The organism is Streptomyces sp. NPDC046870 (genome assembly GCF_040704595.1).
In the GTDB taxonomy this organism is placed as follows: Bacteria; Actinomycetota; Actinomycetes; order Streptomycetales; family Streptomycetaceae; genus Streptomyces; species Streptomyces argyrophylli.
In genome coordinates this window covers 54512-70017 of the sequence record NZ_JBEYXM010000011.1, presented here as the reverse complement: position 1 = coordinate 70017, position 15506 = coordinate 54512, and the positions used below count along the sequence as shown (strand labels likewise).

The 15506-nt window shown below is 72.0% G+C and carries 11 protein-coding genes; 3 read left to right on the top strand and 8 right to left on the bottom strand.

Going from position 1 to position 15506, the window contains the following annotated elements:
* Position 1: 1 nt before the first annotated feature.
* The 7 genes from AB0946_RS23620 to uvrC all read right to left on the bottom strand — a co-directional run bounded on the left by AB0946_RS23620 (position 2) and on the right by uvrC (position 11081).
* A complete protein-coding gene (locus AB0946_RS23620) occupies positions 2–1213 on the bottom strand; it encodes a phosphoglycerate kinase (RefSeq protein WP_366762620.1) in 1212 nt (403 codons plus the stop codon).
* Between the two features lie 136 nt (positions 1214–1349).
* Entirely contained in the window at positions 1350–2357 is a 1008-nt protein-coding gene (gene gap, locus AB0946_RS23615; protein ID WP_366762619.1) for a type I glyceraldehyde-3-phosphate dehydrogenase, read from the bottom strand.
* 298 nt (positions 2358–2655) lie between these two features.
* On the bottom strand, positions 2656–5610 hold the full coding sequence (locus AB0946_RS23610) for a M14 family zinc carboxypeptidase (RefSeq protein WP_366762618.1): 2955 nt from the start codon (positions 5608–5610) through the stop codon (positions 2656–2658).
* A 152-nt stretch (positions 5611–5762) separates the two neighbouring features.
* Entirely contained in the window at positions 5763–6752 is a 990-nt protein-coding gene (gene whiA, locus AB0946_RS23605; protein WP_061919442.1) for a DNA-binding protein WhiA, read from the bottom strand.
* Entirely contained in the window at positions 6743–7810 is a 1068-nt protein-coding gene (gene yvcK / locus AB0946_RS23600) for a uridine diphosphate-N-acetylglucosamine-binding protein YvcK (protein WP_366762617.1), read from the bottom strand. Before yvcK ends, whiA begins: the two co-directional genes overlap by 10 nt.
* Positions 7807–8928 carry an RNase adapter RapZ gene (gene rapZ / locus AB0946_RS23595; protein WP_366762616.1) on the bottom strand — a complete coding sequence of 374 codons (1122 nt, stop codon included), beginning with the start codon at positions 8926–8928 and terminating at the stop codon, positions 7807–7809. Before rapZ ends, yvcK begins: the two co-directional genes overlap by 4 nt.
* Positions 8925–11081, bottom strand: coding sequence for an excinuclease ABC subunit UvrC (gene uvrC / locus AB0946_RS23590; RefSeq protein ID WP_366762615.1), 2157 nt, complete (start codon positions 11079–11081; stop codon positions 8925–8927). Before uvrC ends, rapZ begins: the two co-directional genes overlap by 4 nt.
* Before the next feature lie 597 nt (positions 11082–11678).
* Between uvrC and AB0946_RS23585 the strand changes: the two genes are divergently transcribed.
* A complete protein-coding gene (locus AB0946_RS23585) occupies positions 11679–12626 on the top strand; it encodes a hypothetical protein (RefSeq protein ID WP_366762614.1) in 948 nt (315 codons plus the stop codon).
* A gap of 66 nt (positions 12627–12692) precedes the next feature.
* On the opposite strand, the gene AB0946_RS23580 is transcribed toward AB0946_RS23585, so the two are convergent.
* A complete protein-coding gene (locus tag AB0946_RS23580; protein ID WP_366762613.1) occupies positions 12693–13121 on the bottom strand; it encodes a Rieske (2Fe-2S) protein in 429 nt (142 codons plus the stop codon).
* Positions 13122–13422: 301 nt separating this feature from the next.
* On the opposite strand from AB0946_RS23580, the gene AB0946_RS23575 reads away from it, so the two are divergent.
* Positions 13423–14574, top strand: coding sequence for a LacI family DNA-binding transcriptional regulator (locus AB0946_RS23575; RefSeq protein WP_366762612.1), 1152 nt, complete (start codon positions 13423–13425; stop codon positions 14572–14574).
* The gene (locus tag AB0946_RS23570; RefSeq protein WP_366762611.1) at positions 14571–15491 is read left to right on the top strand and encodes a carbohydrate kinase; all 921 of its coding nucleotides are present in this window, start codon (positions 14571–14573) and stop codon (positions 15489–15491) included. The genes AB0946_RS23575 and AB0946_RS23570 overlap by 4 nt, the downstream gene beginning before the upstream one ends.
* Positions 15492–15506 lie beyond the last annotated feature (15 nt).

Here is a 15506-nt window from a genome sequence, read left to right as displayed (position 1 = left end):
GTCAGTCCTCCAGTGCGGCGAGGCCGGGGAGCGTCTTGCCCTCGAGGTATTCGAGGGAGGCGCCGCCACCGGTCGAGATGTGGCCGAATGCATTCTCGTCGAAGCCGAGCGTGCGCACGGCCGCGGCGGAGTCCCCGCCGCCGACGACCGCGAAGCCGTCCGTGTCGACGAGTGCCTGGGCGACCGCCTTGGTGCCCTCGGCGTAGTCGGGGTGCTCGAAGACACCCATGGGACCGTTCCAGAAGACGGTCTCGGCGTCGGCGAGCTTCGAGGCGTAGAGCTCTCGGGTCTTCGGGCCGATGTCCAGGCCCTCCTGGTCGGCGGGGATCTTGTCCGCGTCGACCACGGTGTTCTCGGTGGGCGCCTTGGTCTTCAGGTCCGGGAAGGTCCGGGAGACCACGACGTCGACGGGGAGCAGCAGCTCGACGCCCTGCTTCTCGGCGCGCTCCATGTACTCCTCGACGGCCGGGACCTGGTCCTCCTGGAGGAGGGAGATGCCGACCTCGTAGCCCTTGGCCTTGAGGAAGGTGTAGGCCATGCCGCCGCCGATGAGGAGCCGGTCGGCCTTGCCGAGCAGCTGGTCGATGACGGCGAGCTTGTCGGAGACCTTGGCGCCGCCGAGCGCGACGACGTAGGGGCGCTTGACGTCCTCGGTGAGCTTCTTCAGGACGCCGACCTCGGTGGCGATCAGGTAGCCGGCGTAGTGCGGCAGCCGGGCCGGGAGGTCGTAGACGGAGGCATGCCGCCGGTGCACGGCGCCGAAGCCGTCACCGACGTAGACGTCGGCGAGGGCGGCCAGCCGGTCGGCGAACTCACCGCGCTCGGCGTCGTCCTTGGACGTCTCACCGGGGTTGAAGCGCAGGTTCTCGATGACCGCGACCTGGCCGGGCTGGAGGCCGTCGACGGCGTCGTGGGCGGCGGGACCGACGGTGTCCTGGGCGAAGGCGACCGGGGCGCCGAGCAGTTCACCGAGGCGCTCGGCGGCGGGCAGCAGCGAGAAGGCGAGGTCCGGGGCGCCCTTGGGGCGGCCCAGGTGCGAGGCGACGATCACCTTGGCGCCCGCGTCCGCGAGGGCCTTGACGGTGGGCAGGACGGCACGGATGCGGCCGTCGTCGGTGATCGTCCCGTCGGCGAGCGGCACGTTGAGGTCGGCGCGGACGAAGACCCGCTTGCCGCTCACGCCGTCGGCGAGAAGTTCGTCGATCGTCTTCATGGGAGTGGACTCCTACAGGAGGGCTCGTGGTGCACCTGATCGTAAAAGGACGTGGTCGGTACGTGGGACAGGGCCCGGACAGCGCGGCGGTGCGCTGCACGGGCCCTGCTCCCACTTCGGGGTCCTGCTTCGGCGATCAGAGCTGGTTGCCGACGAAGACCGTGAGGTCGACGAGGCGGTTGGAGTAGCCCCACTCGTTGTCGTACCAGCCGATGACCTTCACGTTCTTGCCCTCCTGGACCATGGTCAGGGAGGAGTCGAAGGTGCAGGAGGCCGGGGCGTTGACGATGTCGGAGGAGACGATCGGGTCCTCCGTGTAGTCGAGGAGGCCCTTCAGCTCACCCTCGGCGGCCTTCTGGAAGGCGGCGTTGACCTCTTCCTTGGTGACCTCGCGGCCCAGCTCCACGACCAGGTCGGTGACGGAGCCGGTCGGGACCGGGACGCGCATGGCGATGCCGTCCAGCTTGCCCTTGAGCTGCGGCAGGACCAGGGCGGTGGCCTTGGCGGCACCGGTGGTGGTCGGGATGATGTTCTCGGCGGCGGCACGGGCGCGGCGCAGGTCCTTGTGCGGGAAGTCCAGGATGCGCTGGTCGTTCGTGTACGCGTGCACCGTGGTCATCAGACCCTTGACGATGCCGAAGTTCTCGTCGAGGACCTTCGCCATCGGCGCCACACAGTTGGTGGTGCAGGAGGCGTTGGAGATGACGTGGTGGTTCGCCGGCTCGTACTTGTCCTGGTTGACGCCCATCACGATAGTGATGTCCTCGTCCTTGGCCGGAGCCGAGATGAGGACCTTCTTCGCGCCGCCGGCGATGTGCTTGGCGGCGTCTTCCTTCTTGGTGAAGATGCCGGTCGACTCGATGACGATGTCGACGCCCAGCTCACCCCACGGGATGTCGGCCGGGTTGCGCTCGGACAGCACCTTGATGGTGTGGCCGTCGACCGTGATGGTGTCGGCCGTGTGGGAGACCTCCTGCTTGAGGCGGCCCAGGATCGTGTCGTACTTGAGCAGGTGAGCGGTGGTCGCGGTGTCACCCAGGTCGTTGACAGCCACGACCTCGATGTCCGCTCCCTGCTCCAGCAGCGCGCGGAAGTAGTTACGCCCGATGCGGCCGAAGCCGTTGATGCCTACGCGGATCGTCACGAACCGATCTCCTCGTTGGTACGCCGGCCATGCGGTGCCGGCGAGCTCTGTTTGGGATGTCCCCGACCACCACCGACCCTACCTCTCTGCGGGCCCCGAGGTGACATCGAGATGTCCCATACGCGGGCAGGCGGTCCGTACCAGTCAGTAGGGGTACGGACCGCCTCGGATCGGCAATGGATTCACCCGTGTTTGCTACGGAACGCGGGGCGCTTCTGACGCCGTTTTCACTCGTTCGTGAGCGGGTCGGCTCACTTGATGCACACCTCCGCCGCGCACCCCTGAGAGGGGGGCGCGCTCACCTGTCGAGCGAGTCGAACGCCTTGCGCAGCAGGCCCGTCCGATCGGCCGCCGACGGCACCTGCTCCAGGCCGAAACCGAGCAGCACGGTGTCGTCCGTGGTGACCGCTCCGTACGTCTGGAACAGGGTCCCCGTGCGCGTCCAGTCCTTCAGCACCGCCGGGCTGCCGGCGGGTGGTCCGGCCGCCTTCCAGGCGCCGAGGGACGACTCGAAGCCCTCGGTCTCCCGCGCCGCGCCGCCGACGACCAGCGAGGCGTCGTCGGCGAGGACACCGTGCCCGCCGCTGCCGGGGTCGGTGATGTAGCTGATCGAGATCTCGACGGACTTCCCGGCGTACGCGCTCAGGTCGAAGCCCACCTGCCGCCAGCCGCCGGAGCTGCCGGTGAGGCTGTGCCACGCGCCGGTGGTGCCGGTCGCGGTGCAGGTGCTGCCGGTGAGCGTCAGGTAGTGCTTCAGCCACGGGTGCTCACCGATCAGGAAGCCGGCCCCGCACTCCTGCGGCACGGCCGCCTTCGTGGCCCCGCCGGTCTCCGGCAGGGTCGTCCAGTCGTCCGCGCCGACGGTGTGCGCCTCGACCACCGCGTGGTCGTAGCCGGGCTCGGTGTCCCACAGCAGCCGGGTGGTCAGGGCCGGCTTGTCGGCGGCGGTGACCCCGGTGAGGTCGACGGTGCGGGTGAGGCGCTTGTAGGCGTCGTCGGTGTGCACGGCGGCGGCCATCGAGGCGCCGGTGTACGGACCGTACGGGTTGACGGTGCCCGCGAAGGTGCCCGCGCCCGCGCTCTTGAACTGCGGGTGGGTGGCGACCGGCAGTTCGTCGGAGGTGACGCCGTAGGTGCCGGCCTTGTCGAGCGGGTTGCCGGGCGCGTCGCCGAGGGCCCCGAAGAAGCCGTCGAGCGCGCCGGAGCCGGTGAAACCGGTGGCCCCCTTGGTCGACGTACGGCTGTAGGCGCCCAGGTAGTACTGGCTGAAGTCGTCGGACAGGGTGCCGTCGCCGAGGTCGACGCTGCCGCCGGCCAGCTCGCCGGCCTCGATCAGCCTGCCGCCCTCGTTGAGGTAGGCGCGCAGCTGGAGCTGGGTGGCGTTGGCGGGGCCGCCCGCGCCGGAGTAGTGCACGACCGTCCGGAAGTGCCCGAGCACGCCGAGCGCGTCCGGGGCGCCCTGCGTGGCCACGTCCCACACGAGCGCCCGGTGCCCGGCGCCCTTCAGCGCGTCCACGTACGTCCGCGCCTGCGTGGCGGCCGTGCCCTCCTCGGCGACCACCAGGGTGTCGGCCGCCGGCCGCTTCGCGACGGTGTAGGTGAAGTGGCTGCTGGAGACCTTCTTCCCGCCCCTGGTCCGGCCGGTGAACCACACCTCGACCTTGTCGCCCGGCTCGCCGCCGCGCACCTTCGCGCGGTACTCGTCGAAGTAGAGGTCGTCCTCACCGCCGTACGTCTCCCCGCCCTTCCAGTGCCTCAGCGCCCGGTCGCGCGTACGGCCGCCGTTGACGCGGTACTTGAGCTCCTTGTCCCGGACCGCCTTGCGGACGACGACGGAGACCTCCTGGTCCGCGCCCCGGGAGTACGACGTCGAGAACGCGGCCGGAGTGAAGTCGGCGGCGCTCAGACCGACCGAGGAGACCGGCCTGTCGGGGTGCGCGGCGGTCTCGGCGACGGAGAGCGCGAACGGGACGTTCTTGGCGAACTCCTGCTGGATCAGCTTCTCGTCGTCGGGGAAGTTGAAGACGGACTGGCAGTCCTGGCTCTTCCAGGCGTCGTCCGGGTCGACGTCCGACGCGGTCTGACAGGTCGACATCTCCGGGGTGAACATCGCCATCCCGTTGACGTTCGACGCGTGGCCGTCCGCCTCGCCGTTGGTGGTGTACAGCTCCGAGGAGACCTGCGGGTGGTAGCCCGGGACGGCGGAGTTGCCGGGGGTGCCGGCGAGCGCCTTGTAGAGGACGTCGTCGGGGGTCGGGGTGGCCACCTGCCAGCCGACGCCGTACAGGAGGAGTTCGGCGGCGGAGTGGTAGTTGATGCCGTACCGGAAGCGGACGCGCTTCTCGAAGGCGTCGAGGGCCTTGGTCTCGGGCTCGGAGCCCGGGCTCGCGCCGCGGTAGGTCTGGCTGGTGGGATTGGGGGACGAACCCTCGTCGTCGTAGCCCCATTTGTAGGGGAAGTTGCGGTTGAGGTCGACGCCGTCGCCCGTGCTGATGACGCCGTCGCCGTTGACGTCCCGCAGGTTCTTGCGCCACAGGCGGGTGCCGGAGTCCTTGAACGTGTAGTCGTAGCCGTCCGGGTTGGCCGAGAGGACGAACCACAGCTCGGTCGTGTCGACGATCTTCTTGACGCGCCGGTCGGTCGTGTAGCGGTCCAGGTAGTAGTGCATCAGGCGCCGGGTCATCTCCGGCGTGATCCACTCGCGCGCGTGCTGGTTGGACATGTAGAGCACGGCGGGCCGGGAGCCGTCCTTCGCCTTCTCCGCGTTCCTGGTCAGTTTGAGCGCGAGGATGTCCTGACCGCCCAGCGTCCTGCCGATGGACTCGACCTTGGTGAGACCCGGGTGGGCCTGGGCGGTCCGGAGGATCTCCTCCTTGAGCCCGCCCCGTCCGCTGTACGGGCGGAACACGCCCTGTGCGGCTTCCTCGACCCTGGCCTCCGCCTTGGCCGAGAGCGCGTGCTCGGTCAGGGCGACGCCCTGCTCGCGCAGCTGCGCCGCCTGCTTGCCGGTGAGGTAGACCTCGACCTTCGTCCGGCCGTGTCCGCTCACCTGCTCCCCGAGTTCGTGGCCGTCCTGGCCGGCCTTGAGCAGCAGGGGTACCTGCTGCCTGGTGACCTCGGCGCGGTAGACCTTGACCTCTTCCGGTCCGGACGGCGCCGGACTTCCGTTCTGTGCCCGGGCGACGGGTGCGAGGCTCGCTCCGCCGACCAGGAGCGCGCCGACAGCGAGGATCGATCTCGCTCTGTGTCTCATGAACCCCCCTAGCGGTGGTCCGCCACAGCGACGAACAGGTTGCCAGGCTCATGTCACTTCATGATCCAGTCAAGACCGCCACAAGGACACGCAAAAGCCGGTGCCGACCACTCGAACGGCCGTCGGCACCGGCCCTGTGACACCTCGTCCGGTCAGCCGGCCAGGTTGTCCGCCAGCTCCTCGCTGAGGTTGGCCTCCGTGCCCGGGATGCCCAGATCGCTCGCGCGCTTGTCGGCCATGGCCAGCAGCCGGCGGATACGGCCCGCGACCGCGTCCTTCGTCAGCGGCGGATCGGCGAGCGCGCCCAGCTCCTCCAGGGAGGCCTGCTTGTGCTCCATGCGCAGCCGCCCCGCCGCGGCCAGGTGCTCGGGCACCTCCTCGCCCAGGATCTCCAGCGCGCGCTGGACCCGGGCCCCGGCGGCCACGGCGGCACGGGCCGAACGGCGCAGGTTGGCGTCGTCGAAGTTGGCGAGCCGGTTCGCCGTGGCCCGCACCTCGCGGCGCATCCGGCGCTCCTCCCAGGCCAGCACCGACTCATGCGCACCGAGCCGGGTGAGCAGGGCACCGATCGCGTCACCGTCCCGGACGACCACCCGGTCCACCCCGCGCACCTCGCGGGCCTTCGCGGCGATCGACAGTCTGCGGGCGGCACCGACCAGCGCGAGCGCCGCCTCCGGGCCCGGGCAGGTCACCTCCAGGGAGGAGGAACGGCCGGGCTCGGTCAGCGAGCCGTGCGCCAGGAAGGCCCCGCGCCAGGCCGCCTCCGCGTCGCAGGTGGCCCCCGAGACCACCTGCGGGGGCAGACCGCGGATCGGGCGGCCTCTGCCGTCCACGAGACCCGTCTGCCGGGCCAGCTGGTCACCGCCCGCGACGACCCGTACGACATACCGTGAGCCCCGGCGCAGCCCGCCGGGCGCCATCACGATCAGCTCGGAGCTGTGCCCGAAGATCTCCAGGATGTCCCGCTTGAGCCGGCGCGCCGCCATCGCGGTGTCCAGCTCCGCCTCGATCACGATGCGCCCGCTCACCAGGTGGAGGCCTCCGGCGAACCGCAGGATGGCGGAGACCTCCGCCTTCCTGCAGCAGGTCCGGGTGACGGGGAGCCGGGAGATCTCGTCCTTCACCGCTGCCGTCATCGCCATGGGCCGATCCTTCCATGCATCCGAAAAATACGGTCGTACGCGGCGGCCAACAGCTCCGGATCGTGCCGGGGTGTTCCGTCGGTCCGGGCCACCGGGGCCAGCTCGACCGCGGCTCCCAGCCGCTTGGCGGCCTCGGTGAGCGAGTCGCGGTCGGGCACGGCGGCCACGTCGGCCAGCACCACGTCCAGGGCGAGTTTAGGGGCGTGTCGCCCCAAAACCTCCAAATGACGCTGCGGGGAGAAGCCCTCGGTTTCTCCCGGCTGCGGCGCCAGGTTCAGCGAGAGCACCCGGCGCGCCTTGGTCTCGGTGAGGGCGTCCAGCAGCTCGGGGACGAGCAGGTGCGGGATGACCGAGGAGAACCAGGAACCGGGGCCGAGCACCACCCAGTCCGCGTCCAGGACCGCCGCCACGGCCTCGGGGACGGCGGGCGGGTCGTTGGGCACGAGGTGCACCGACTGCACCTCGCCGGGCGTCAGGGCCACGGTGGCCTGCCCACGCACCGTGTCCACGTCGTCCGGGCGCTCCGGATCATGCCCCTTGACCAGGGCCTGCAGCTCCAGCGGCACGGCCGACATGGGCAGCACGCGCCCGTGCGCGCCGAGCAGCTTGCCGACCAGGTCCAGGGCCTGCACATGGTCGCCGAGCTGCTCCCACAGGGCGACGATCAGCAGATTGCCGACCGCGTGCTCGTGCAGCTCGCCCTGGGACTGGAAGCGGTGCTGGATGACCCGGGCCCAGGTCTGGCCCCAGTCGTCGTCCCCGCACAGCGCGGCCAGCGCCTTGCGCAGGTCGCCGGGCGGCAGCACGCCCAGCTCGTCCCGGAGCCGCCCGCTGGAGCCGCCGTCGTCGGCCACGGTGACGACGGCGGTGAGATCACCGGTGATCCGGCGCAGCGCGGCGAGCGAGGCGGACAGGCCCATGCCGCCGCCGAGCGCGACCACCTTGGGCTGGGCGCCGCGCCGGCGGGGCCGCGCCCCACGGGCCTCGGCCGGGCGGCCGGCACGCGCGTCGGGCACCATCCGGCGCAGCCTGCTCAGCCGCGGTGTACGTTGTGTCATTCCCGTCCCATGTCCCGGTGCACGACCACCGTCTCCACGCCCTCGGCCGCGAGGCGCGCGGCGAGCTTCTCCGACATCGCGACCGAGCGGTGCTTGCCGCCGGTACAGCCGATGGCGATGGTCACATACCGCTTGCCCTCGCGCCGGTAGCCGGCCGCGATGAGCCGCAGCAGTTCGGCGTACCGGTCGAGGAACTCCTTCGCGCCGGGCTGGTTGAAGACGTAGGCGGCGACCTCCTCGTTGAGGCCGGTGTAGGGGCGCAGCTCCGGGACCCAGTGCGGATTGGGCAGGAACCGCATGTCCGCGACCAGGTCGGCGTCGACCGGCAGGCCGTACTTGAAGCCGAAGGACATCACGGTGGCCCGCAGCTCGGGCTCCTCCTCGCCGGCGAACTGGGCGTCCATCTTGGCGCGCAGCTCGTGCACGTTGAGGCTGGAGGTGTCGATCACCAGGTCGGCGTCGCCGCGCAGCTCGCGCAGCAGCTCCCGCTCGGCGGCGATGCCGTCGACGATGCGCCCGTCGCCCTGGAGCGGGTGCGGACGGCGCACCGACTCGAAGCGGCGGACCAGGGCCTCGTCGGAGGACTCCAGGAAGACGATCCGCCGGGTGACGCCCCGGGTGTCCAGGTCGGCGAGGGACTCGCGCAGGTTGTCGAAGAAGCGCCGGCCGCGCACGTCCACGACGACCGCGATCCGCGCCACGTTGCCCTGGGAGCGGGCCCCCAGCTCGACCATGGTGGGGATGAGGGCGGGCGGGAGGTTGTCGACGACGAACCAGCCGAGGTCCTCCAGACACTTCGCGGCCGTGGACCGGCCGGCCCCGGACATGCCGGAGATGATCACCAGCTCGGGGATGGCCGCCTCGGGGACCCCGGCTGTCTCGCTGCCCGTGCTCACCTGTGCTCCGTTGTTCTGGCCGGTGTCCTGTCCGGCGTTCTGGTCGGCGCCGGACCGGCGGGTGTCCCGTCCGGTGTCGGTTCGGCCCGCGTCCGTTCGGCCGGTGTCGGGCCGGACGGCATCCTCAGCCGGGCCGTTGTGCGCCTGATCCCGCTCGTGCGCCTGATCCCGCTCGTGCGCCTGATCTCGCTGTGCCGTGGGCTGTGCGTCGTGCTCGGTCATGTCTCCTGCCCCCGTCGTTCGTCCGGGACGCCCGCGGTCACGGGCTCCCCCGAGGAACCCCCCGTCGTGCCGGGTTCCTCGTCCTCAATGATCTCTCCGGTCGCCGTGTTCACGGCGGGCGCGGCCGGGGCCGCCTGGGCGAGAGCCACGGCGATGGTCTCGGCCGTCTTCCGGCCTATCCCGGGCACTTCCTGGATCTGCTCGATTGTGGCGGACCGCAGCTTCTTCACCGAGCCGAAATGCTTGATGAGCGCCTGTTTGCGGGTCTCGCCGAGGCCGGGGACGTCGTCCAGCGGGCCCGCGCGGAAGCGCTTGGCGCGCTTGGTGCGCTGGTAGGTGATCGCGAACCGGTGCGCCTCGTCGCGGACCCGCTGGAGCAGATAGAGGCCCTCGCTGGTGCGGGGCAGCACCACGGGGTCGTCCTCGCCGGGCACCCAGACCTCCTCCAGGCGCTTGGCCAGGCCGCAGACGGCGATGTCGTCGATGCCCAGCTCGTCCAGCGCGCGCCGGGCCGCCGCGACCTGCGGCTGACCGCCGTCGACCACGACGAGCTGGGGCGGGTAGGCGAACTTCCTGGGGCGGCCGTCGTCGTCCTTGAGGGAACCGGTGATCACCTCGCCGTCGGTGAGCGTGGCGCCGCCGTCGGGAAGCGAGCCGCCGGTGCCGGGGCCTGCCGTGAGGGTGCCGTCGGTACCGGTGCCGGCGGCGAGGGGGTCTTCGGTGCCGGAGCCGTCGGTCCACTCCCCCGTCCGTTCCTTCTCGGCGAGGTAGCGCTTGAAGCGGCGGGTGATCACCTCGTGCATGGAGCGGACGTCGTCCTGCCCCGCGAAGCCCTTGATCTGGAACCGCCGGTACTCGCTCTTGCGCTGCAGACCGTCCTCGAAGACGACCATGGAGGCGACCACGTCGTCCCCCTGGAGGTGCGAGATGTCGTAGCACTCGATCCGCAGCGGGGCGCTGTCCAGGTCGAGGGCCTCGGCGATCTCCTCCAGCGCACGCGAGCGCGTGGTCAGGTCGGAGGCGCGCCTGGTCTTGTGCAGCGCGAGGGCCTGCTGGGCGTTGCGCTGCACGGTCTCCATGAGCGCCTTCTTGTCGCCGCGCTGGGGGATGCGCAGCGACACGTTGGACCCGCGGCGGCCGGTCAGCCACTCCTGGACCGGCTCGACCGGCTCGGGCAGGGCCGGAACCAGCACCTCCTTGGGGACCGCGTCCCCGCTCTCCTCGCCGTACAGCTGCTGCAGGGCGTGCTCGACCAGGGCGCCGGTGGTGACCTCCTCGACCTTGTCCGTCACCCAGCCGCGCTGACCGCGGACCCGGCCGCCGCGCACATGGAAGATCTGCACGGCCGCCTCCAGCTCGTCCTCCGCGACGGCGATGAGGTCGGCGTCGGTCGCGTCGGCGAGCACGACCGCGTTCTTCTCCATGGCCTTCTTCAGGGCCTCGATGTCGTCGCGCAGGCGGGCCGCCCGCTCGTACTCCATCTCCTCGGCCGCCTCCATCATCTGCTTCTCCAGACGGCGGAGGTAGGTGCCGGTGCGGCCGGCCATGAAGTCGCAGAACTCCTCGGCCAGGTCGCGGTGGTCCTCGGGGGTGATCCGGCCGACGCAGGGGGCGGAGCACTTGCCGATGTAGCCGAGCAGGCAGGGCCGGCCGGTGCGGGCGGCGTTCTTGAAGACGCCGGCCGAGCAGGTACGCACCGGGAACACCCGCAGCAGCAGGTCGACGGTGTCCCGGATGGCCCACGCGTGCGCGTACGGCCCGAAGTAGCGGACGCCCTTCTTCTTGTGACCGCGCATCACCTGGACCCGCGGGAACTGCTCGTTCATCGTGACCGCGAGGTACGGGTAGCTCTTGTCGTCCCGGTACTTGACGTTGAACCGGGGGTCGTACTCCTTGATCCAGGAGTACTCCAGCTGCAGCGCCTCGACCTCCGTGGACACCACCGTCCACTCCACGGACGCGGCCGTGGTCACCATCGTCCGGGTGCGCGGGTGCAGGTTCGCCAGGTCCTGGAAGTAGTTCGCCAGGCGCTGGCGCAGGCTCTTCGCCTTTCCGACGTAGATCACCCGGCGGTGCTCGTCGCGGAACCTGTACACCCCCGGAGAGTCCGGGATGTCTCCCGGCCTGGGGCGGTAGCTGGAGGGGTCGGCCATGTCTCACACCCTACTGGCGAGCACCGACACCGCGTCGGGCCTGTGGACAACGCCCCCCCGGACGGCGTCCGCACGGTGGCCTCGGGGCATCCCTTCCCGGCCGACGGCCGGCCGGAGGTCTCGCTCGGGGCCTCGCGGGGCTTCGCGGGGCCTCTCGGACAGGGGGCGCGCGCTCGCGCGGGGCGGTTCCCCGGCTCGCCTGGCACCTCCCCCTGACGGCCCTGCGCCCACCTCCCCCGTCCCCCTCCGCGCACCCTCGCGCCGTCCGTCCGTCGCCTTCCGGCCATGCCGGTGACGCCCGGCCCGGCGTCGTCTGTCCGGCCCGGCGCCCGGCGAGGCGTGCGCGACCTCCGCCGCCCTGCCCACCGGGCCGTGAGCGGCGCGGCCCGGCCAGTCGTCCGGAACGGCCGGGTCGCAGGTGTTGTCGGGTTCTGGTCAACACGCTTCAATGCGGGGGAACTCGGGGCCGTACACGCATGCGTACGGCAGGCGCGGCGTGCCCAGCCAGGGACGCGCGCGGTGCCCACGGGGGTGGCCCCGCACACCGCACAGCGGTCTGACCAGCCGTAGCGACACCTCACAGAAAGGCCCCTCGGCATGCGGCATGCCACAGAGCACGCGGACGTCCCCACCGCGGAACTGGACACAGCCCTGCGCGGCGGCCCCTTCCACGTGGCGCTGCGCGCCGCGATCGCCGCACGCGGACTGCCGCTCCAGCGCGTGCAGCACCATCTGTCACGCCACGGGGTCAAGGTCGGCGTCACCAGCCTGAGTTACTGGCAGCAAGGTGCTCGCCGCCCGCAGCGCCCGGAGTCGCTGCGCGCCGTACGCGCGCTGGAGGAGATCCTCCAGCTGCCGGACGAGTCGCTGATCCGGCTGCTCGCCGAGTCCGACGAGCGGGCGACGGCCGACCGTCCGGCGGGCCGCTCCTACCGCTCCCTGATCGAGGCCTCGGGCGTCGGGGACCGGCTCACCGCCGACCTCGGCTGGTCCCAGGACGGCGGGCTGCACACCGTGGGGCACCACGAACGCGTCCGGATCGGCGCCCGGCGGGAGCTGGTGAGCCGCGAGGCCCACCACATCGTGCGGGCCCACCGCGACGGCGTCGACCGCTTCGTCACCCTCCACCACGGCGACCCCGGCTGCGACCCGCGCCGCGTCACCGTGCACGCCCTGGAGAACTGCCGCACCGGTCGCCTCCGCTGGGACCAGGACACCGGCGTCCTCGTCGCGGAGTTGCTCTTCGGCACCCGGCTGCGCGCCGGTGACACCTTTCTCTTCCGGTACTGCATCGAGGACGGCACGGCCGGGGCGTCCCGCGAGTATCTCCAGCGGTTCGGCTTCCCCGGCGGCCAGTACGCGCTCCAGGTGCGTTTCGACTCGGGCACGCTGCCGGTCCGCTGCCACCGCTTCACCCAGCACTCGGCCGCGGCCCCGCGCAGCGGACGGCAGGAGCTGCCCGTGACCAGTCCGCACCACTGTGCCCACCTGGTCGAGCCCCGCATCCGGCCGGGCGCCCTGGGGATCGCCTGGGACTGGGAGTGAGCCGAGCCCACACCCGGACACCGGACCGGGCTCGTGTCCACCGCCCGTCGGCCCGCCGTCCTCCGGTCAGTCCGCGGGACCGGCGACGATCCTGCCCTTCGCGGCCTTCACCGGCAGTTCGGTCAGGGGCTCGGTGGCCGGCGCCTGGACCACCTTGCCCGTCACGGCGTCGAACTCGCTGCCGTGGCAGGGGCAGACCAGGGTCGTCCCCCGCAGTTTGTTGATGGGGCATCCGGCGTGCGTGCAGATCGTGCTGTACGCCTTCAGGGTGCCGTCCTCGGCACGGCTGACGACCACGTTGTGGTCCCGGTAGAACTTGGCCCCACCCTTGGCGACCTCGGTCTCGGCGCCGAGGTCGACCGGCGCGGTGGGGGCGTCCGCGGCGGCCCCGCTGCCGTCCGGGGCCGAGCACGCGGCCAGGGCTAGCCCGGCGACCGGGGCCGCGGCGGCCCCTCGAAGGACGGTACGGCGGCTCGCGGAGGAGCGGGCGGGCATCTGGAACTCCACTGGTCAAGGGGTGTGCAGGGCGACGATACCCGGGCAGAGGGCACGGTCCCGGAGCGGGGTGGCGGGCGGTCCCGGAGCGGGGCCGCGCTGGGTGCGGGCGGAACCCGGTGTCCACCCCAGGGACGTCGAGGGGGCGGGTGCCGGGGAGGAGGAGGCGCTCCGGGCGGTGCGCGTAAACGCTTACGTAAGCGTTTACGCGAGGCGGGGGCATGGGGTACCGTCCGGCCGGAAGCTGAGGAGAACCGGGGCCGGCGCCGATTTGGACCGCAGCCCCGAAGAAGGGAGCGCGATGGCCACCATGGCGGATGTCGCCCGCAGTGCCGGGGTCTCCGTGGCGACCGTCTCCCACGTGCTCAACGGCACGCGTCCGGTGCTCCCGCACACCCGTCAGGCGGTACTCGACGCCGTGGACGCCCTCGGTTACACCCCGAACACCCTCGCCCGCTCCCTCGTGACCTCCCGCACCCGTTCCATCGGCCTCGCGGTGTCGGCCATCAGCAACCCGTACTTCACGGAGACCCTGCAAGGCGTCGAGGCCGCTGCCCTGGAGGCGGGCTACAGCCTGCTCATCGCGGATCCGCACGACGACCCCCGGCACGAACGCAAGGTCGTACAGCTCCTCCATGAGCGCCGGGTGGACGGCATGATCGTCGCCCCGTCCGCCGAGCCGGGTGACCTCGTCGGTTACCTGCGCCGCCACGCCGTACCGACGGTGTTCCTGGACCGGCTGGTCGACGCCGGCGCGACGGAGGACGTCACGGCGGGCGACGGTGCGCCGGGCGACGGTGCGGACGGCACCGCCACGTCGCCGAGCACCGCGTGTTTCGACCAGGTCTGCACCGAGAGCGCCGCGCCGACGGCCCTGCTCGTGACCCATCTCGCCGGGCTGGGGCACCGCCGGATCGCCCTGGTCGCGGGCCTGCCCGGGCTCAGTACCACCGGTGAGCGCGTCTCCGGCTACCGGGAGGGCCTCACCGCGGCCGGTCTGGCACACGACGAGCGTCTCCTCGTGTCCGGCAACTCGGAGTCCGCCGGGGCCGAACGTGCCACGGCCGGCCTGCTCGCCCTGCCCGATCCGCCCACGGCACTCGTCACCGCCAACAACGCGATGACCATCGGTGCGCTGCGCGCGCTGCGCCGGCACGGCCGGTCCGTACCGGACGACCTCGCCCTGTGCTGCTTCGACGACTTCGCCTGGGCCGACCTGTTCTCACCCCGGCTGACGGCCATCGCCCAGCCCAGCCGCGAGGTGGGCGCCCGAGCCGTCCGCGTGCTCCTGGACCGCCTGGCCGAGCCGGACCGGCCGGCCCGGACGGTCCGGCTGCCGTGCACGTTCGTCCACCGCACGTCCTGCGGCTGCCCGGAGGAGCCTGGCAGCGGCACCGGAGCCGCCGGGGCCACCGCAGTGTCCACGCTCGCCGAGAAGGGAACCACCTCGTGATCGTCGTCGCCGGTGAGGCACTGATCGACCTGGTACCGCAGGGCCCCGGTGCCCTCGCGGACCTGAAGCCGGCGCTCGGCGGCGGCCCGTACAACACCGCCGTGGCGCTGGGCAGGCTCGGCTCCCGCACCGCCTTCTGCTCCCGGACGTCGGACGACGCCTTCGGCGAGGCCCTGCTTGACGGGCTGCGGCGGGCCGGCGTCGATGTGTCCGGTGTCCAGCGGGGGCCGGAACCGACGACCCTCGCGGTGGCCACGCTCGACGCCGCCGGTTCGGCCGCCTACTCCTTCTATGTCGACGGCACCGCCGACCGTCTGTTCACCGATCCCGGCACGCTCCCCGCGGGTACGCGCGCGGTGTCCTTCGGCACCTGCTCGCTCGTCCTGGAGCCGGGGGCGAGCGCCTACGAGGAGCTGATGCGGACCGCCGCGGGGCAGGGGGTGTTCACCGCTCTGGATCCCAACATCCGGGCGGGGCTCATCCCGGACGCGGACGCCTACCGGGCGCGCTTCAGGAGCTGGCTGCCGTCGGTGACGCTGCTGAAGCTGTCCGCGGAGGACGCGGCGTGGCTCGGCGGCACCCCGCGCGAGTGGCTGGCCGCGGGACCGGCGGCCGTGGTGGTCACGCGGGGCGGCGACGGTCTGACCGTGTTCACCCGGGACGGTGGTGAGCATTCGGTGCCGGGCGAGAAGGTCGATGTCGCGGACACCATCGGCGCCGGTGACACGGTGAACGCGGCCTTGCTGCACGGGCTGGCCGCCCGGGACGCGCTGTCCGCGGAAGCGCTCGCCGCCCTCGGGACGGAGGGCTGGACACGGCTGCTGCGCTTCGCGGCACGGGCGGCGGCGATCACCTGCTCGCGGGCGGGGGCCGAGCCGCCGTACGCGGCGGAGCTGGGCGGTTCGGCCGCGCTGTGAGCGGTCTGCTTTCCC